Source organism: Streptomyces cucumeris, assembly GCF_024295805.1.
GTDB classification, from domain to species: domain Bacteria; phylum Actinomycetota; class Actinomycetes; order Streptomycetales; family Streptomycetaceae; genus Streptomyces; species Streptomyces cucumeris.
On sequence record NZ_JANCLX010000011.1, the window covers coordinates 68,695 to 87,436 of the forward strand.

Annotated in this window: 14 protein-coding genes and 1 riboswitch; of the genes, 6 read left to right on the forward strand and 8 right to left on the reverse strand. The window is 71.9% G+C overall.

What is annotated here, in order from left to right:
- The first annotated feature begins 49 nt into the window (after positions 1-49).
- Complete coding sequence (locus NMK44_RS18440) at positions 50-856, forward strand: helix-turn-helix domain-containing protein (RefSeq protein WP_254744653.1); 807 nt, start codon at positions 50-52, stop codon at positions 854-856.
- On the forward strand, positions 853-1,152 hold the full coding sequence (locus NMK44_RS18445) for a DUF397 domain-containing protein (protein WP_254744386.1): 300 nt from the start codon (positions 853-855) through the stop codon (positions 1,150-1,152). The genes NMK44_RS18440 and NMK44_RS18445 overlap by 4 nt, the downstream gene beginning before the upstream one ends.
- Here the strand turns inward: NMK44_RS18445 and NMK44_RS18450 are convergent, their stop codons facing one another.
- From NMK44_RS18450 to NMK44_RS18460, 3 genes are all read right to left on the reverse strand, one after another.
- Positions 1,153-2,127: a homoserine dehydrogenase gene (locus NMK44_RS18450; protein ID WP_254744388.1), complete on the reverse strand. Its 975-nt coding sequence runs from the start codon at positions 2,125-2,127 to the stop codon at positions 1,153-1,155.
- Positions 2,128-2,155: 28 nt separating this feature from the next.
- Positions 2,156-4,009: a DnaA ATPase domain-containing protein gene (locus NMK44_RS18455; protein ID WP_254744390.1), complete on the reverse strand. Its 1,854-nt coding sequence runs from the start codon at positions 4,007-4,009 to the stop codon at positions 2,156-2,158.
- A gap of 331 nt (positions 4,010-4,340) precedes the next feature.
- A complete protein-coding gene (locus NMK44_RS18460) occupies positions 4,341-5,396 on the reverse strand; it encodes a C40 family peptidase (RefSeq protein WP_254744392.1) in 1,056 nt (351 codons plus the stop codon).
- A 314-nt stretch (positions 5,397-5,710) separates the two neighbouring features.
- On the opposite strand from NMK44_RS18460, the gene NMK44_RS18465 reads away from it, so the two are divergent.
- Both NMK44_RS18465 and NMK44_RS18470 read left to right on the forward strand, forming a co-directional pair.
- The gene (locus NMK44_RS18465; protein WP_254744394.1) at positions 5,711-6,064 is read left to right on the forward strand and encodes a hypothetical protein; all 354 of its coding nucleotides are present in this window, start codon (positions 5,711-5,713) and stop codon (positions 6,062-6,064) included.
- A 234-nt stretch (positions 6,065-6,298) separates the two neighbouring features.
- Complete coding sequence (locus NMK44_RS18470; protein WP_254744655.1) at positions 6,299-6,946, forward strand: L,D-transpeptidase; 648 nt, start codon at positions 6,299-6,301, stop codon at positions 6,944-6,946.
- 448 nt (positions 6,947-7,394) lie between these two features.
- On the opposite strand, the gene NMK44_RS18475 is transcribed toward NMK44_RS18470, so the two are convergent.
- Positions 7,395-8,558 carry a C40 family peptidase gene (locus tag NMK44_RS18475; RefSeq protein WP_254744396.1) on the reverse strand — a complete coding sequence of 388 codons (1,164 nt, stop codon included), beginning with the start codon at positions 8,556-8,558 and terminating at the stop codon, positions 7,395-7,397.
- Between the two features lie 8 nt (positions 8,559-8,566).
- Positions 8,567-8,745: riboswitch (cyclic di-AMP (ydaO/yuaA leader) on the reverse strand.
- A 157-nt stretch (positions 8,746-8,902) separates the two neighbouring features.
- Here NMK44_RS18475 and pcrA point away from each other — a divergent pair.
- Positions 8,903-11,401 carry a DNA helicase PcrA gene (pcrA, locus tag NMK44_RS18480; RefSeq protein ID WP_254744398.1) on the forward strand — a complete coding sequence of 833 codons (2,499 nt, stop codon included), beginning with the start codon at positions 8,903-8,905 and terminating at the stop codon, positions 11,399-11,401.
- 71 nt (positions 11,402-11,472) lie between these two features.
- Here pcrA and NMK44_RS18485 read toward each other — a convergent pair whose 3' ends face one another.
- Together NMK44_RS18485 and NMK44_RS18490 are read right to left on the reverse strand one after the other, a co-directional pair.
- Entirely contained in the window at positions 11,473-13,134 is a 1,662-nt protein-coding gene (locus NMK44_RS18485) for a M23 family metallopeptidase (RefSeq protein WP_254744400.1), read from the reverse strand.
- A 295-nt stretch (positions 13,135-13,429) separates the two neighbouring features.
- On the reverse strand, positions 13,430-14,227 hold the full coding sequence (locus NMK44_RS18490; protein WP_254744402.1) for an esterase/lipase family protein: 798 nt from the start codon (positions 14,225-14,227) through the stop codon (positions 13,430-13,432).
- A 452-nt stretch (positions 14,228-14,679) separates the two neighbouring features.
- Between NMK44_RS18490 and icmB the strand changes: the two genes are divergently transcribed.
- On the forward strand, positions 14,680-15,090 hold the full coding sequence (gene icmB, locus NMK44_RS18495) for a coenzyme B12-dependent isobutyryl CoA mutase small subunit (protein ID WP_254744404.1): 411 nt from the start codon (positions 14,680-14,682) through the stop codon (positions 15,088-15,090).
- A gap of 448 nt (positions 15,091-15,538) precedes the next feature.
- Here the strand turns inward: icmB and NMK44_RS18500 are convergent, their stop codons facing one another.
- Positions 15,539-17,200 carry a DUF5691 domain-containing protein gene (locus NMK44_RS18500; RefSeq protein ID WP_254744406.1) on the reverse strand — a complete coding sequence of 554 codons (1,662 nt, stop codon included), beginning with the start codon at positions 17,198-17,200 and terminating at the stop codon, positions 15,539-15,541.
- Entirely contained in the window at positions 17,197-18,663 is a 1,467-nt protein-coding gene (locus NMK44_RS18505; protein WP_254744408.1) for an SWIM zinc finger family protein, read from the reverse strand. Before NMK44_RS18505 ends, NMK44_RS18500 begins: the two co-directional genes overlap by 4 nt.
- Positions 18,664-18,742 lie beyond the last annotated feature (79 nt).

An 18,742-nucleotide genomic window follows, 5' to 3' on the forward strand; every position in this document is an offset into this window, starting at 1 on the left:
GCGTGTGCGTACGTGAGGTGACTCAGGGAGGGAGGACCTGGTGACGGTCATGGAAGGGAGTTCCCAGCCGCCGATGTCCTGGCGGTACTGCGGAAACCAGCTCAAGATGTGGCGTACGCAGGCGGGTGTCACCCGGGAGGAGCTGGCCAAGGAGGCCAACTACGAGTTCGAGAGCATCAAGTCGATGGAACAGGGGCGGCGGAAGCCGACCCTGCGGGTACTTGAGGTCGCGGACCAGATGTTCGGTGCGCGGGGGTTATTGATCGCGGCGAACGAGTATCTGAAGCCGGAGAAGTTCGCGTCGTATTCGCAGGACTTCATGCGGTACGAAGGCGAGTCGATCGTCCACAGCTCGTACGAGCCCTTGCTGATTCCTGGTCTGTTGCAGACCGAGGAGACTGTCCGGGCGCTGCTCCACGCACACCTTCCGGTGCTGGACGACGAGACGATCGAGGAGCGACTCACGGCTCGGCTCGAGCGACAGGTCGTACTGGACAAGCAGACGAAGGCGTTCAACTTCGTGATCGGCGAAGCCGCGTTGCGCTACCCCGTCGATGAGATGGACGTCCACATCCGGCAGCTACAGCGCTTGGTAGAGGTGGCTGGGCGGCGCAATGTGATCGTCCAGGTCTTGCGGCTGGGAGGTGCCCATCCGGGACTCAACGGGCCGTTCGTGCTGCTGGAGACTGCGGAGCACGAGCACATCGCCTATGTGGAGGCCCAGGAGACGGGGGTCTTGTCTGCGGACCCCGCGAAGGTCAGCATCATCACTCAGCGGCATGCCATGATCCTTCGGCGGGCTCTCAGTCCTGAGGAGTCGGCGAACTTCATCAGAAAGTTGGCGGAGGAGCTATGAGCGACCAGCTCGCGTGGTTCAAGTCCAGCTACAGCGACACGGGCGGCGGTAACTGCGTCGAGGTCGCCATGTCCTGGCGCAAGTCCAGCCACAGTGACACGCAGGGCGGCGCCTGTGTAGAGGTCGCCATTCCCTGGCACACGTCCAGCCACAGCAACAGCGAAGGCGGCAACTGCGTAGAGGTCGCCGCCTGCGCCCATACCGTGCACGTCCGGGACTCCAAGCAGGTGTCCGGACCTCAGTTGGCCGTTTCACCCGCCGCCTGGGCCGAGTTCATAGCGTTCAGCGCCCGCTGATCAGCCGATGCCGAACCCGAAGCCCCTCGGCACGGCCACGTCAAGGGTGTCCTTGACCATGGCGAGGGCCGCGCCGAGCGGGCTGGAGGCACCGCCGCTCACCGCGATGTCGCCCGCCTCACAGCCGTAGACGACGGCCTTCTCCGGCCCGAGCAGGGCGTACAGCGGATCGCCCGGTGCGGTCTCCTCCAGCCGGACCCGGACCGTGAGCGGCTCCCCGGCCGAGGCGGTGGCGACCGCGCGCAGCCGGTGGCCCCGCGCGGCGGCGGCGCGGGCCCGCTCGGCCGTGCCGTCGTCGATCCCGGCGCCGTCGAGATCGGTGCGCACGGCCGTCGCGTCCCACCCCCACAGCAGGGCGGCCAGCAGCCGGGCCTTGGTGGCCGCGTCGGCGCCGGAGAGGTCGGCCGATGGGTCGGCCTCGGCGATCCCGCGCCGCCGGGCCTCCGCCACGGCGGCGGGGAACGGATCCCCGGCGGCCAGCCGGTCCAGGACGAAGGTGGCGGTACCGGTGGGGCAGGCGCGGAGCGTACGGCAGCCGAGGCCGCGCACCCCGGTCCTCGCGGTGTCCGCGGCGGGCAGCGCGGCCCCGGTGGCGCCCGAGATACGGATCAGGGCGCCGCCCTCGGCCGCCGCCCGGCCCAACTCGGCCCAGTGGCTGAGCAGATGGCTCTTGGTGGCGGACACCACGTGGACTCCGCGGCGCAGTGCGAGCAGCGCGTCCGCCGCGGCCTGTTCGCGTACCGCGGGGGAGGACGGCACCGCCTGCGCCAGCACCACCGCCCCGGTGCGCTCCAGGGTTTCGGCGAGCGGCGGCAGCGGACCCGGGGACAGCCGGGGCGTGGTGCGTTCGGCGGCGCTGGTGCGGACGGCGGCGAGCCGCAGCGGGCTGTCGGCGGAGGCGGTCAGGAGACGGTCGGCGTAGGCCCGGCCCACCGGGCCGTAACCCGACAGCACCACCGGAGCAAGGGAGGTCATGGCCCCAGTCTTCACCCCCACCCGGTCCTCAGCTGAAGAGGAGGCGGCTGGTCAGCTCGGTGACCTGGTTGTAGATGGAGCGGCGCTCACTCATCAGGGCGCGGATCTTCCGGTCGGCGTTGAGGACGGCGCTGGGGTCCCGGCCGCCGAGGAAGGCGGCGATGGTCGGCACGGAGTACTCCGTCAGCTCACGGCACAGGTACATGGCGATCTGCCGGGCGGTCACCCGGACCCGGGCCCGCTCGGGACCGCGCAGATCCTCGACGGTCAGCCCGAAGTAGTCGGCGGTGGCGCGGATGATGTCCTCGCCGGTGGTCTCCGTGCCGACCCCGCGCGCCATGTCGTTGAGGACGGTCTCCGTGAGGAGGAGGTCGATCGGGCTCCGGTTGAGGCTGGCGAAGGCGGTCACCCGGACCAGCGCTCCCTCCAGCTCCCGGATGTTCCGCCCGGCGCGGGCGGCGATCATCTCCAGGACGGCCGGCGGGACGTCGAGCCGTTCCCGTTCGGCCTTCATCCGGAGCACCGCGCGCCGGGTGTCGTCGTCGGGCACCCCCATACCCACCGGCAGACCGCCGCTCAGCCGCTCGCGCAGCTCCGGGTCCAGCCGCATCGACGACAGAGGGCGCGCGGAGGTGAGGGCGATCTGCTTGCCCGCGCCCAGCAGATCGTCCAGGACATGCAGCAGCCTTCCGCGCTGCGCCGACTTCAGCGCCCCGCTGTCCCCGCCGTCCAGCGGCAGGATGTCGTCGATCAGCAGCATGTCGACCTCCGGGACCCGCAACAGCCCGACCAGCCGCATGCAGTCGATGTACAGGGCCCGGGTGCGCGGATAGAGGCTGCGGGTGTAGTGGCCTATGGCATGTAGCAGATGGGTCTTCCCCAGGCCGTGGTCGCCGTGGATGACCAGGGGGTTGTAGTTCTGCGCCGGGACCTCGGCCACGGCCACGGCCAGGTCGTGCGCGAAGCGGTTGGACGGCTCGACGGCGAAGTTCTCGAACGCGTAGCGCCGGTCGAGCCCGCCCGCCGTCACCGTGTCGGACCGCGTCCGCTCCGGGCCGTCCGCGGGGACGGTGACGAAGTACCGGGGTTCCTCGTCGAGCTGGTCGTCCAGGCCCTCGACCCGGCGGCGGAGCCGCAGCAGCTCCTCCTCCAGCGCCTCGGTGCGGGCCGCCTGCGCCCGTTCCTCCTGCTCCGCCTCGCGCGCGGCTCCGGCGCGGGCCTCCTCCTCCGCCGTGACGAGCTGCCGCTCCAGGTCGTTGCAGCGCTGTTCGGCCCGTATCCGGCGGGTGTGCGCCTCCTTCAGCTCCTCGCTCAACACCTCCACCTGGTCCTTGAGCTGGTCCCGCTCCTTGCGCAGCGCCGCGAGCGGGTCCTCGTAGGCGCGCAGCGCGGTCTCGGCGTCGGCGAGGGCCCATTCGCGGTCATCGGCGGCGGCCTGTAACTGGCGGAACTGGGTCTCCAGGTCGGCGGCCCGGTGCTGCGCGTCCAGCAACGCGTTCTCCAGGGCCTGCTCGCGGACGGCGGACCGCCGGGCCATCCGGTCGGCCTCCACCAACTGCTGCTCCAGCAGCTCCACGCGGTGCAGCGGGGATCCGCTGGCGGCCAGTGCGCGGCGGTGCAGTCCGCGCAGATGCTCCATGGTCTCCGGGGTCGCGGCACCGCCCCGGCACTCGGCCACGTCGGTGAGCAGATCCGCCACGAATTCCCAGGCGGGGACGCGGGTCCCGTTGAGGAAGCGGGATATCGACCCGGCGTCCCGGTGACGGCGCGCGGCGTACCGGCGCACGCTCACCTCCAGTCCGGTGAACAGCCGTCGCAGCTCTGCCGCCAACTCGCGTGCCTCGTCCGGCAGATGGCCGCCGAGCGGCTCAAGGCTCCCCATGTCGCGTCCCCATGTCGCGTCCCCTTCGGGTGTTGCGGACGGTCGGCAACTGTGCCGACTACCGCAACGCGCCCGGCCCGTTCCAGTCTGGAGTCAGCCTCGTACGAGGCGTGACAAGAAAGGCAATCGTAGTGAACAGCGTTCCTGGACGACCCGATCTCGCCGCATTCCTCGCCGTCCTGGTGACCGGAATCGTGCTCATCCACGCCGGAGTCAGCCCCGGGGCGGTCCTGCCGGTCGCCCTGGGCCTCTCGGTCCTCTACGCGGCGTGGCGCCCGGCCCCGCCCCTCGTCGGGTTCCGCTGCACGGTCCGTTACACGGGCTGTACCGGCTACACGGGACGGCTCGCGCCCGCGAAGGGCATCTGGTCGATCGGGGCCACCCTCACCGGGGCGCCGGGATGGGGGGCGTGGATCATGCGGCCGTCGCCGATGTAGATCCCCACATGGCTGATGCCCGCATAGAAGAAGACGAGGTCGCCGGGGGCCAGTTGGGAGCGGCCGACCCGGCGGCCCGCGTTGATCTGGGTGTACGTGGTGCGCGGCAGGGCGACCCCGGCGGACTTCCAGGCGGCCTGGGTCAGCCCCGAACAGTCGTAGCCGTGGGGGCCGGTGGCGCCCCAGACGTACGGCTTGCCGAGGGCTGCGTGGGCGAAGGCGACGGCGCGGGCGGCCCGGCCGGTCGTGGCGGGGGCCTGCGCGGCGGCCCCGCCGGCGGCGGGGGCGGTCCGGGCGCCGGGCCGCTCCCGGTCCGCCAGACGGCGGCGCTGCTCGGCCGTCAGCCGGTCCAGCAGCCGGTCGGCGGCGGCGAGTTTCTTCTCGACGGCCCGTTTGTGGCGGGAGAGCGCCTCCTGCGAACTGCGTAACTCGGCCAGGCGGTCGGCCGCCGCGCCGCGCACCCGGCGCAGCGCCTTCTCCTGGCGGGTGATGCCGGTGATCGTCGCGGCCTGGCGTCCCGCCGCGCGTTCGGCCAGCGAGGCCCGCTGGAGGTACTCGTCCGGGGAGGAGGACAGGGCGAGCTGAAGGGTGGGGGCGACGGTACCGGCCCGGTACTGGGCGGTGGCGTACGCGCCGAGGGCGTTGCGCGCGGTGTTCAGCCGGGCGGTTCTGCGGGCGGCCTCGTCGCGGAGCTCACTCAGCGCGCGGCGGGCCGTATCGGCCTTCTCCCGGGCGCCGTTGTACTTCTCCGCGGCCTCCTCGGCCTCCATCCGGTACCGGTCGACCCTGGCCTTCACCTGAGCGGTGGTGAGACGGGGCTCGGCATGCCCGGTGCCCTCGAGGGCGGTCCCTGAGACGGCGCCGGTGAGGGCGAGGAGTGCGGCCGTCCGGGCGGTGCTGCTGACGAGCGAGCGCTTGGGCCCGCTGCGCGACTTCCTGTGCGACGCCACGGCGGCGGTACACCTTCCTGGGCTGTGCTGGCGGTTCGGTGTGGTGCTGGGTCGGACGGACGGCAGCCCACCCATGAGGCGGGGACCCTCGGTTGACGGGGGGCGGGCTGCCGTCTGGAGGAGGAAGCTAGGCCGGGGAACGGGGGTGGTGCGGGGCGATGCACGGGAATGGATGGATTTCTTCGTTCCTGTACCACTGGCTGATCACGCCGAGCGCGGGGTGAGTGGCACTGCGTGGTGGCCGTGACCGAAGCCGTGATCAGGGCCCACCCGAGTGAAAGGCGGTGCTATGCACGGCGCTAATCTCCGTGAGTATGGACGTACTCATCCACGCCTTCGTCGGGCTGCACATCATCGGTATCGCCGCGCTGCTGGGCGGATTTCTCTCCCAGATGAAGCAGATGAGTGCGGGCACCGCGCGTATGACCCCCGGAATGCTGCACGGGGCGCTCACCATGCTGGTGACCGGGGTGGCGCTGGTCGGGCTGAACCAGGCCGACGGCGGCTCCGTCAACAACGTCAAGATCGGCATCAAGATGGCGTTGCTGATCGTGATCCTGGCGCTGGTCTATGTGAAGCGGGACGAGGAGAAGGTGGAGTCTCCGGTGTTCGGCGCGGTAGGTGCCCTCACCACGGTGAACATCTTCATCGCCGTGCTGTGGACGTGATCTTTCCCGGGGCCCGTGTTCCGCGTTCGATAACGGCTTGATACCGCACACCAATTCGTACGCAACCCTTTGCAGTCGCACGCTGTCTTAAGTGCACAAGACGGCCGGAGGGAGCGGGCAATGGGGGTTGTGGGGGCAGGCAGAGAACTCATGGACGACAAAGGTCCTGGGTTCGTGCGGAGGTTCGGGACCAGGCGGATACGGCGTGCGGGCGTCGCGCTGGGCCTCGCGGGCATGGTGATGCCGCTCGCGGTCGCCCTGGCCACCCCGGCCCAGGCCGCATCGTCGTGTACGACGGACACCGGGCCGTACCAGAAGAAGGTCGAGAAGTACCTCGGCCGCCCGGTGGACGGACGGCAGTCGCGTACCGACTGTCTGGCGATCCAGAAGTTCCAGATCAACCACGGGATCAGCCCGACCATCGGCTATGCGGGGCCCGTCACCTGGGGTGTGATGAGCCTGAAGAACGCGCAGAAGGCGGCGGGCCACAACCCCAACGCGGCGCGGAAGTGCCCCACCAACAAGGGCCGGATCGCCTGTGTCGACCTCACCCGCCAGCTCAGCTGGGTCCAGGACGGCTCCCGGCTGGTCTACGGACCGGTGCCGGTGCGCACCGGACGGAACGGCTATGAGACCCGGACCGGGCTGAAGAAGATCTACTGGCGGAACATCGACCACTGGTCGACGATCTACGACGTGGCCATGCCGTACAGCCAGTTCTTCGACGGCGGTCAGGCGTTCCACTCGATCGCGGGCAGTGTGTGGTCCCCGCCCGGCTCCCACGGCTGCGTCAACATGAACAAGTCCGACGCCAAGAAGTACTGGAGCCTGCTGAAGAACGGCGACGACGTCTACGTCTACGGCCGCAAGCCCGGCACGTAACCGTCACCCCCCACCGCGCCCCCGCCCCGGCTCCGGCCGGGCGGGGGCGCGCGCATGTTCCGCGTGCGGGAGCGCTGCCGGGCAGCCTGCGGCCCGCACATGGCGACAACTCCGCGTCTTTGGTCCGGCTTCCGCCGGATCGGGGACGTGCGTCAGGTGCGGCGGCCCCGGGTACGGCGGACACCGGCCGCGGTGCGGCTGCTGTCCGGTGCGCGGCCGGTGTGGGTGTTCCTGCCCGGCATGGCGGCGGGCGCCGCGCCCGGCCGGCGGCGTGCCCGGTCCGCCCGGTACGGGCGGCAACGCCCGTACCGGCGTCCGGCTCCACGGTGCACGGCACGGGTGCGGGGCGGGGCCGCTGTTCCGGCTGGCGCCGGGCGGGGTGGCCGGGGGCCGTTGGCGGCCCCCGGCTTCGCGTGGGCGGCGCGCCGCCTGATCCGGCTTCGCCGGGTCAGGCGGGGCGGACGCTGCCGTAGATCGGCATCTCGGTGATCGGCGCCTTCTTCACCGAGTCACCCGGCTTCGGCGCGTGGATCATCATCCCGTCGCCGATGTAGAGCCCGACATGGCTGATGTCGTCATAGAAGAAGACCAGGTCACCCGGCTTGAGCTCGGACGTGGAGACCCGTGTGCCCACCTTCACCTGGTCCCAGGTGGTGCGCGGCAGGGACACCCCGGCGGACTTCCAGGCGGCCTGGGTCAGCCCCGAGCAGTCGAAGGAGTTGGGGCCGGTGGCGCCCCACACGTACGGCTTGCCGATCTGCGCCTGCGCGAAGGCGATGGCCTTCGCCGCCTTGGTGCTGTCCGAGGGCGCGGGGCTGGAGGGAGTGGACGGCGTGGACGAGCCGGAGCCGTCGTTCCCCTCCCGCCGCTGACGCTCGGCCTCCGCCTTGCGCTGCTTCTCGGCCAGCTCGGCGGCCTTGCGCTTGGCCTCCTCCTGCTTCTTCCGCTCGATCTCCGCGAGCCGCGCCTTCTCCTTGGCGGTCAGGTTCGACAGCAGCCGCCGGGCCTCGGAGAGCTTGCTCTGGACGGACTTCTTCTTCTCCTTGAGCGTCTTCTGCGAGGAGGTCAGCGAGGCGAGGCTGCTGGTGGCGGTGGCGCGCTCCTTGGCCGCCTTCTTCTGCTGCTCCTGGAACTGCTGGACGGCGTGCCGCTGGTGGCCGGTGAGCCGGTCCATCAGGTGCGACTGGTCGAAGACGTCCTTCGGATCGGAGGAGAAGAGCATGGCGGCGGTGCTGCTGGCCATACCGCCGCTGCGGTACTGGGCGGCGGCGTAGGAGCCGAGGGTGCGGCGGGCCTCGTTGAGCTTCTCGGTGCGCTTGGCGACGGTGTCCAGCAGCTTGTCGACCTTGGCGCGCTGGGTCTCGGTGCGCTCCTTGGCGGCGTTGTAGCCCTGGGTGGCGCTCTCCGCCTGGTGGTACAGGGTGTCGACCTTCTTCTTGACCGCTTCGATCGACTGGGTGGCGGGCTTGGGATCACCGGGCGCGGCGTTCGCCGTCTGGGAGAGCAGGGTGACCGAGGCCAGGGCGGCCGTGGTGACCCCGACCGCGGTGCGCCGGCTCTGACCGGTGAGCGTGGCCGGTATTCGGGTCCGCGGTTTGCGGTGCGACGCCAAGGGAGGCGACTCCTTCCGTGGACCGCCTACCGGGTTAGCTGTCGGGTTCGGGCGGACGGAAGGCTGCCCTACGGCCCGTCCGGGCGGCACACGAGGTGCCGTCGCCGGGCCGATTCACCCCGGTGGAACGTGTGGGTCCCCGGCTCCGGCTGCCTCGCGGCAGGACCGGACTCGGCGGAGGCGGTCCGTGCCGACGCTGGTCGCCGACGATGGTCCGGACTGCCTGACGCAGGACGGTAGCCAACTCGTGGGGTCCCTGTGAAGGCTGGTGTTCCTTTTGCCCGAAACCGTTTCGTGATGTTCGCACTCGGGGTGTCAGTGGGGCGGCCTAGACTCGGTCAGCGATGAGCAGCCTCTTTGACGACAGCTTCCTGGCGGACCTCGGGCCCTCGGGCGAGGAGCCCCCGCCGCCCGAGCACCCTGAGGACCACGAGGGTCCCGGGCACCACGGCCCCGGCGGCGCCGAGGACGTACCGCACCACCTGTTCAGCGGCGCGTTCGACGCGCCGGTGCCGAGCACGTCCCGGGAGGCGTACTACCGGGACGGCGCGGCCCGGCCCGCCGTGGACCCGGCCGCCCTGCTCGAGGGGCTGAACGAGCAGCAGCGGGCGGCGGTGGAGCACACCGGCGGTCCGCTGCTGATCGTCGCCGGAGCCGGCTCCGGCAAGACCCGGGTGCTCACCCACCGCATCGCGTATCTGCTCGGTGCGCGCGGAGCGCACCCCGGCCAGATCCTCGCCATCACCTTCACCAACAAGGCCGCGGGCGAGATGAAGGAGCGGGTGGAGGAGCTGGTCGGCCCGCGGGCGAACGCCATGTGGGTCTCCACCTTCCACAGCGCCTGCGTGCGCATCCTGCGCCGCGAGTCCAAGAAGCTGGGCTTCACCTCATCGTTCTCGATCTACGACGCGGCCGACTCCAAGCGGCTGATGGCGCTGGTCTGCCGCGATCTCGACCTGGACCCCAAGCGGTACCCGCCCAAGTCCTTCAGCGCCAAGATCTCCAACCTGAAGAACGAGCTGATCGACGAGGAGTCCTTCGCCGGGCAGGCCACGGACGGCTTCGAGAAGACCCTCGCCGAGGCGTACGCGATGTACCAGTCGAGGCTGCGCGAGGCCAACGCGCTGGACTTCGACGACATCATCATGACCACGGTCAATCTGCTCCAGGCGTTCCCGGACGTGGCCGAGCACTACCGCCGCCGGTTCCGGCACGTCCTGGTCGACGAGTACCAGGACACCAACCACGCGCAGTACACCCTGGTGCGCGAGCTGGTCGGCACGGACACCGAGGAGACCACCGCCGGCGAGCTGTGCGTGGTGGGCGACGCCGACCAGTCCATCTACGCCTTCCGCGGCGCCACCATCCGCAACATCCTCCAGTTCGAGGAGGACTACCCACAGGCGCGGACCATCCTGCTGGAGCAGAACTACCGCTCCACGCAGACCATCCTCAGCGCGGCCAACGCGGTCATCGAGCGCAATGAGAACCGCCGTCCGAAGAACCTGTGGACCGAGGCCGGTGCCGGGGCCACCATCACCGGTTACGTCGCCGACACCGAGCACGACGAGGCCCAGTTCGTCGCCGACGAGATCGACCGGCTGACCGACGCGGGCGACGCCAAGGCCGGCGATGTCGCCGTCTTCTACCGCACCAACGCCCAGTCCCGTGTCTTCGAGGAAGTCTTCATCCGGGTCGGGCTGCCGTACAAGGTCGTCGGCGGTGTGCGCTTCTACGAGCGCAAGGAGGTCCGGGACGTCCTGGCCTATCTGCGGGTGCTGGCCAACCCCGAGGACAGCGTCCCGCTGCGCCGCATCCTCAATGTGCCCAAGCGCGGTATCGGCGAGCGCGCCGAGGCGATGATCGACGCCCTGTCGCTCCGCGAGAAGATCACCTTCCCGCAGGCGCTGGTCCGGGTCGACGAGGCGTACGGCATGGCGGCCCGCTCGGCCAACGCGGTCAAGCGGTTCAACACGCTGATGGAGGAGCTGCGCACCATCGTGGAGTCGGGCGCGGGCCCGGCCACGGTGCTGGAGGCGGTGCTGGAGCGCACCGGCTATCTCGCCGAGCTCCAGGCGTCCACGGACCCGCAGGACGAGACCCGTATCGAGAACCTCCAGGAGCTCGCGGCCGTGGCCCTGGAGTTCGAGCAGGACCGGGGCGAGGAGAACCCCGGCACCCTCGCGGACTTCCTGGAGCAGGTCGCGCTGGTCGCCGACTCCGACCAGATCCCGGACGATGACCCGGACGGCACCGGGGTGATCACCCTGATGACGCTGCACACGGCCAAGGGGCTGGAGTTCCCGGTCGTCTTCCTCAGCGGTCTGGAGGACGGCGTCTTCCCGCATATGCGGGCGCTCGGCCAGACCAAGGAGCTGGAGGAGGAGCGGCGGCTCGCATACGTGGGGATCACCCGCGCCCGTGAGCGGCTGTATCTGACGCGCTCCACGATGCGCAGCGCCTGGGGACAGCCCGCGTACAACCCGCCGTCCCGGTTCCTGGAGGAGATCCCGGACCAGTACGTGCAGTGGCGCCGGACCGGTCCGGCCACCCCGTCGGCGTCCATGGGCGCCCTCGGGGGCGGCGGATTCTCCGGCGGGGGCCTCTCCGGCGGCGGGGCGTCGCGGTCGCGGGGCGGGGCGAGCGGTTTCGCCACCCGGCGGGCGAAGGAGCGGCCCGCGGTCTCGCTGGCCGTGGGCGACCGGGTCACCCATGACACCTTCGGGCTCGGCACCGTCGTGGCGGTGAAGGGCAGCGGGGACAATGCGGAGGCCACCATCGACTTCGGCGAGGAGAAGCCGAAGCGGCTGCTGCTGCGGTACGCGCCGGTCGAGAAGCTGTAGAGGGAGTCGCGGGGGTGTCCCGGGGGTGGGCCGTCCCGCCCCCGGGATCGGGACTGCTTACGCAGGATTGCTTACGACGGGTTGAGGCCGTGGCCGCGCAGCCAGGGCAGCGGGTCGACGGCCTCTCCGCCGCCGGGGTGCACCTCGAAGTGCAGATGCGGACCGGTGGAGTTGCCGGAGTTCCCGGAGAAGGCGATGGTGTCGCCCGCTTTGACGGTCCCGGAGCGGATCTTGGCGCTGCTGAGATGGCAGTACCAGGTCTCTGTACCGTCCGGGCTGGTCACTATGACCATGTTCCCGTAGGCGTCGTTCCACTGGGTCCGCACGGTGCCGTCGGTCGCGGCCATCACGGGGGTGCCGTAGCTGACCGGGAAGTCGATACCGGTGTGCACGGACATCCAGTTGATGCCCGCCTGACCGTAGGTGGCGCTCAGCCCGTGCTGGGCGACGGGGAGCGCGAACTTGGGGCGCAGCGCCTCCTTGCGCGCGGCCTCCGCCGCCTTCCGCTTCTTCTCGGCGGCCTGGCGCTCCTTGAGGTCGATGCGCTCCTGGGTGCGGCTGGCGCGGTCCCGGAAGTCGTCGGCGCCCTCGCGGACTTCGGCGAGCTGGGTGTCCAGCTTGCTGTTGACGGCGGCGGCCTTGACGGGCGGTGCGGTGTCGGCGGCGGCCTGGGAGGTCGAACCGTCCTTCTTGTCGTTGCTCATCCCGACGGACGCGGCGGCCACCGCGCTGACGCCGAGGGCGCAGACGGAGGGGACGGCGACGGTGAGGAGCGCGGAGCGCTTGGGACGGGAGGAGACGGTGCGGCGGCGGGCCCTTCCGCTGCCGCCACCGTTTCCACGGCGGGCGGCGGGGGTGGGCGGCGACGGCGGGGACAGGAGCGTCACGTCGGCATCGGGCGCGGGCTCGTCTCCGGCCGCCGCCCCGGGTTCGGGTTCCGCCTCGGGGACACCGGGGTGCTCGTCGTGCGCCGCCTCCTGCGACAGGTCGTGGGACCCGGTGTGCGGCGTCTCATCGACGGTGGCGAAGGCGGTGGTGTCCCAGAACTGGGTCTGACCGGTGTCGATCCCCGAGGTCAGGTCCGAGCCGTCGAAGGAGTCATAGGTCTCGTACCCGCCGGTGTCGTAGCCGGAGGTGTCGAGCGCCGTGGCGTCGAGTGCGGTGGTGCCGTACGTGTCGTACGCCGTGCCGGAGTTGTCCCACTGCGTGGGGATCTCGACGTGGCCGGTGGCGTCCAGCCGGCCGTCCAACTGGCCTGTCAGATCCGTCTGGCCGGTGGTGTCGGTGCCCCAGGCGCTCATGTCCCAGTGGCTCCCGGTCTCGGCGGTCTGCTGGGACGGGATGTCCGTCGGAAGCTGGTAGCCGGAGGCGGCCCACATCGCGGTGGTGTCGTAGGCGCCGGTCTCGTACGGGGCGGCGTGGCCCATCTCGTACGTACCGGTGTGGTGGCCGGTGGCGCCCCACTGGGAGGCGTCGTAGTGGCCGGAGTGCCCGGAGTTCATGGGGGCGTAGGCGTCGTAGCCGCCGTCGCCGCCGGGGAGCGCGCCGAAGAGCGGGTCCCCGTCGCCGTACGCGGCGCCGAGCTGGTCGAAGCTGCCGGTGGAGTAGCCGTCGTACCCGGCGTGGCCGTGCGCTGTGTCCTGCTGCTGACCGTATGCCTCGTAATACGGATAAGAGGCGCCAGGAGCGGGGTCGGCCGGGCCGGAGCCCACCGACGGGTGACGGTCGTTCACCACCAACTTCTCTTTCGCCTCGGCTGCAGGAGAATTAGCGGCGACTGTACCCGGCGGTACGCGGCAGCGACAATCTTCAGCAAGTTTTGAGCATCACGGGAAAGGGCATTTGGTCGTCTTTCGGCGGACTGTGCGCACATCCTTGGCCCGGCGTTCGATCGATGTTCGGCAATTTCCGTCCCCGCAAGGCCCTTGCACGACCGTCTTCGGCTCCTCTTTGGATCTTCTTGCGGTCCTTCCTGGGTCATGGTCGGACCCCGCTCGGGGGTCGGTCGCGCCCTCGCCCGGGTCCCGTTCAGGCCACCGAGAAGGTGTCCGGCGCCTCCGCCGGGGTCTGGTCCGGGGTCTCGTCGGCGGCGTCCAGGGCCGCGAGGACTCCGGCCGCGACCGCCGAATGCACAGGTAGGGCGAGATGTCCGACTCCGCTGACGCGAATGTTCCGGGAGATCACATCCGGATGGTCTATCCGGGCCGTCTCCGCCGGGATCATCAACTGATCCGCGTCGCTCCAAAAAGAGATCATGCGCGTACGGCATTCAGGGGCAGGCTGCCGCAACTCCGCTATCACCTCGGAGTCCGGGCACATCTGACGCACGAGCGGATGTGCGGACAACAGGGGCGCCGCGCGCGTTCCCGCATGTGGGGTACCGAGCGTCACCAGGGAGTGGACGCGGTGGTCCCCGCCGAGCCGCTGGACGTAGTAGCGGGCGATCAGTCCGCCCAGGCTGTGGCCGACCACATCCACCTGGCTGTGGCCGGTGCGGGCGCAGACCTCTTCGATGTGGCGGGCGAGGAGCGCGGCGGCGGTGCGCAGGTCACAGGTGAGCGGTGAGTAGTTGAGCGCTTCGACATGCTGTCTGCCGTGGCGGCGCAGGGCGCGGCGCAGCAGGACGAAGACGGAGCGGTTGTCGATGAACCCGTGGAGCAGGACGACCGGGCGGCGGGCCCGGCCGTCGGTGGGGAGACGGGCGGCGGCGTCCGGCGGGGGAGGAGCGGGCGGTCGCTCCGGCAGGACGCCGGTGGGGTAGAGGACCAGATGCCCGGCGAGTATCGCCAGGTCGACAGCGATGGCGCGAAGACGAATGAGGCCCATGGGCCGACCTCCCGATGTGCCCGCAGGGGCAGCCGTGGCCGTGACCATGGGTGAGGCCGTGCCGGTATGAGGCCATGCCGGTATGACGACACCGCTATGACCGCACCACCGCACCGGCTGCGCCATGCCCATGCCAATTGCCTGCCGATGGACGATGGGCGGCGCTGCTCGGTGCGGCGGTCCCCGCTGCGGCTCCCCTGATGAGACCGACCCCGCGTCCGGAGCGTCCGTGTCCGACGCGTCGGCGTCCGAGGGCATCTGCGGCTGATGCGATCGTGGACGGTGGGGGCGGCCTTCGGTGAACGTGTCCCACGTGTGATTTCCCCCTCGCTGCGTGCCGCGAAACTGCCGGGTGGGGGATGCTGGAGATAACGTTCGTTCACATGGGTGCGTTCTGCGTTTACGGGGATGCGCGCCAGATCGCGGATGCGCGCTAGGTCTTGGAGGCTGTGATGGGTGTGACCGGTCCGATCCGTGTGGTGGTGGCCAAGCCGGGGCTGGACGGCCACGACCGCGGTGCGAAGGTGATCGCGCGGGCGCTGCGCGACGCGGGCATGGAGGTCATCTACACCGGGCTCCACCAGACCCCCGAGCAGATCGTCGACACCGCGATCCAGGAGGACGCCGACGCGATCGGGCTCTCGATCCTCTCCGGTGCCCATATGACGCTCTTCGCCAAGGTGCTGGAGCTGCTGCGGGAGCGTGAGGCGGAGGACATCAAGGTCTTCGGCGGCGGCATCATCCCCGAGGACGACATCGCGCCGCTGAAGGAGAAGGGCGTCGCAGAGATCTTCACTCCGGGCGCCACGACGACGTCCATCGTGGAATGGGTCCAGAAGAACGTCCGCCCGGTGGCCGCCTGAGCGCTCCGCGCCGAGGCGCGCCGTGAAGCACCCGCCACCGCGTCCCGGCATGGGTATGCGCGGGCGCGGCCGTGGGACACGGCGGTGGGCGCGCCGCCGCGCGGCGGCCCCGGAGCGGTTGACGGCCGCCGGTCAACGGCCGCCCGGTGTGCGGCTGTCGGGGCTGGTGCCCCGTGATCGCCCCCGTGATCCGCTCCCGCGATGTCGTCGTGTGGCCGAGCCAGGCGGGTCGCGTACTGGGTTTCCCGGTTGCTGCTTAAAGGCCGGACCGGCGGTCGCGATGGTGACCTCGCGGCGGCCGAGCCGACCGGACAGCGCGCCGGATGACGCCCACATCAGCACCAGGTCCCGACCGGCGGCGCGGGGCCGGCTCCCCGCTGTTCCCCACCGGCCCCTGGCCGCGAGCCCCGCGCGCAACCGCCCCCGGCAGGGCCGGGGCGCCTGCCGATCATGGGCCGGGCGGGGTGAGTTCGGCGCGGATGGTCTCCCGTAGCCGCAGCGTGCCCACCAGCCGCTGGAACGCCTCCGACCAATAGCCTCCGGCGCCCGGCGCGGTGTCCTCGTCCTCGTCCGGTATCGCCGTCAGCACCTCCAGACGGTCCGCCTGGCCCGGGTCGAGACAGCGCTCGGCCAGGCCCATGACCCCGCTGAAGCTCCACGGATAGCTGCCCGCGTCCCGGGCGATGTCGAGCGCGTCCACCACGGCCCGGCCGAGCGGTTCGGCCCACGGCACCGCGCAGACACCGAGCAGCCGGAAGGCGTCCGACAGTCCGTGTGAGGCGATGAACTCTGCGACCCATCCGGCGCGTTCCTCCGGCGGGAGCGCGGAGAGCAGTCTGGCCGGGTCGCGCCAGGCCGCCGGGGCGGCGTCGCCCGGGGAGGGCGGCAGGGCGGGCGCGCCCAGCAGGGCGCGGGACCACTCCGCGCTGCGCTGCCGCACCGCGGCCCGGCACCAGGCCGCGTGCAGATCGGCCTGCCAGCCGTCGGCCACCGGGAGCGCCACGATCGCGGCGGCGTCCAGGCCGCCGAACCACTCGGTCCAGCGGTCCAGCGGGGTCGCCTCCACGAGCTGGCCCAGCCACCAGGAGCGCTCACCGCGTCCCGAGGGCGGTTTGGTCACGATGCCGTCGCGCTGCATCGCGCTGTCGCACGCACCCGGGGCCTCGACGGCGATCCGTCCGGCCCCGGTCAGCGACACACAGCCGCGGGTCCGTCCGGCCATGCGTGCGGCCAGGGCCGAGCCGGGCAGGGCGGAGAGCAGTTCGGCGGCGGTCGCCCGGACGTTCCGGCTGCGGTCGGCGAGGGCCTGTTCCAGGAACGGCTCGTCGGACGGGGAGAGATCGTCGCGCAGCGAGTCCAGGAACATCAGCCGGTCCTCGGCCCGCTCCGTCGCCCAGGTGCCGCTGAGCAGGGCAAGACCGGCCGCCGGGTCGTGGTGGCGGGCCGCCGCGAGCAGCGACACCCGCTCGGCGAACAGCCCCTCCTCCCACAGCCGCTGAGTATCGGAGCGGCCGTCGCCGCCCGGCCCGGCCGCCGGACCGGTGTCCTCCGGCGGCAGCGTGGCCCGGCCCGCGCCGCCGCGCAGGGCGAACTTCCATTCCCCGTTGAGCCGGGCCAGCCACAGCGCGCGCGGTCCGCCGAGGGTCAGCGCCTCGGGCCGCAGATCGGTGCGGGCACGGGCCGCGTCCAGCAGCGCCGGGAGCAGCGCGTCGGGTGCGCGGTAGCCGTGGTGGTTGGCCAGGGCCAGCCACTGCGGCAGCAGTTCGGCGAGGTCGGGTGCCGAACGCGGGCTGCCGCGCCCAGGGGCCGAACGGTCGGCGAGCAGCATCGTCAGCCGGGAGCGGGCCGCCGGCGGCAGGGCGGGGCGGGGATCGGCGGGCGCGGGCGCCGGTGCGGGCCGCGCGGGCGCGGGCCGCAGCCCGGCCCGCCGCCGCACGGTGCTGAGCGCGGCGGCGTCCAGCAGTGCGGCGGCCGCGTCCTGCCCCGGCCGCGGGGTGACGGGCGGCGTACGGCGCTCGGTGCCGAGCAGCGCGGCGGCCACGAGGTCGTCCCATGAGGCGTCCGGGGACACGGCCGGGTGGGTGGCCGGGGGAGCGGTACGGGGCGTCAACGGCGGCCTCCCTGCGATGTGGTGGCGGTGGCGGTGGCGGTGAGCGGGACCGGCTCCGGGTCCCAGGTGGTGACGGGTGCGAAGCCGCGGTGGCCGCACTCCCCGAAGACGGTGACCGGACCGCCGCCCGCCGTCGCGAGCAGCCGCCACAGATCGGTGCGCCCGGCGCAGCGGGGATCGACGGGCAGGGCGAGCCCGGTGGCCGGGTCCGCGAGCTGCCAGCCCGCGTCCTCCGTGCCCGGGACGGGGGTGACCCCGGCCAGCACCACCGGCCACCCCTCCAGCCAGGGGTCCCGTGCCAGCGCCTCGCCATACGCGGCGAGGGCCGTCTCGACGCCGGTGCCCGGCGGCACCAACCCCTCGCTCCCGGCGTCCGCCGGTGTCGGGTGACGCTCGGCGAGGGCCGCGCGGAGCGGACGGGCGGACGGGTAGTACACCAGGTCGGCGTCCAGCCGCAGCCCCGTCGGCAGTGCCGGTTCCGGGGACTGGCCGCCCGCGCCGAAGGACAGCAGCAGCGCCATCCGGCCCGTGTGCTCCCCGCGGAGCCAGACACGGCGGGTGGTCAGACGGCCGTCGGTGCCGTCCTGGCGGCCCAGGACCAGCCATCGGTCCCGGACCGGCTCGGCGGAGGCCAGCAGCTCGGCCACCGGAAGGGTGACCCCGATCCGGGCGCGGGTGGTGGCCGCCAACTCCTCGCTGAGCGTGTCGATATGGAGGAAGCCCTGGTCGAGGAGGTGCGCCAGCGCGCATTCCTCCAGCAGCCTGGAGGGCCAGCCCGCCCCGGAGGAGGGGATCGCGGCGAGCTCCCGCACCCGGGCCTCCAGCCCCGGGGCCTGGGCGTCGATCATCCGGGCCGCGGTCTCGTCCCACGCCCCGAATCCCGCGCGGTCGGCGGCGGCCAGTCCGTCCCGCAGCAGATCGGTGAGGCGCCGCTCCAACTCCGAGGCGCCCGCGGCGATACGCCGGGCGCGGCGCTCGGCGCGGTGCCGGACCGCTTCCGGATCGGCGCCGCCGCCCGGTCGCCGGCGTCCCGCCTCCGCGTCCCCGTGTCCCGCTTCGGCGTCGCCGTTCCCCGCCGGTCCGGGGGCGGCCCGCAGCCCCGGCCCGCCCGCCGCACGTCGGCGCCGCTCGGTCAGCCAGTCCCCGGCCCACTCCGGCGGCTCGCCGCCGTCCGGCACCTCCCCGCTGCCGGACGCCCACAGCAGCAACAGCCCCAGCGCGTGCTTGCACGGGAACTTCCGGCTCGGACAACTGCACTGGTAGCCGGGTCCGTCGAGATCCACGACCGTCCGGTACGGCGTGCTGCCGCTGCCCGCGCACAGCCCCCACACACCCCCGTCGCGCGCCCCCGCGCCCGACCACGGCGCCGCCGCGGCCAGTCTGCCGCCCGCCGTGCGCGACGCGGCGTCAGGAGCCAGTGCGAGCACCTGCTCCGCCGTCCAGCGTTCCCCCTGCGGATTCATGTCACCGACCGTACGAGCACCCACTGACAACTGCCGTGACCTGCACGTTCATTGGGGCCGGGGGCATTGTCAGTGGGGT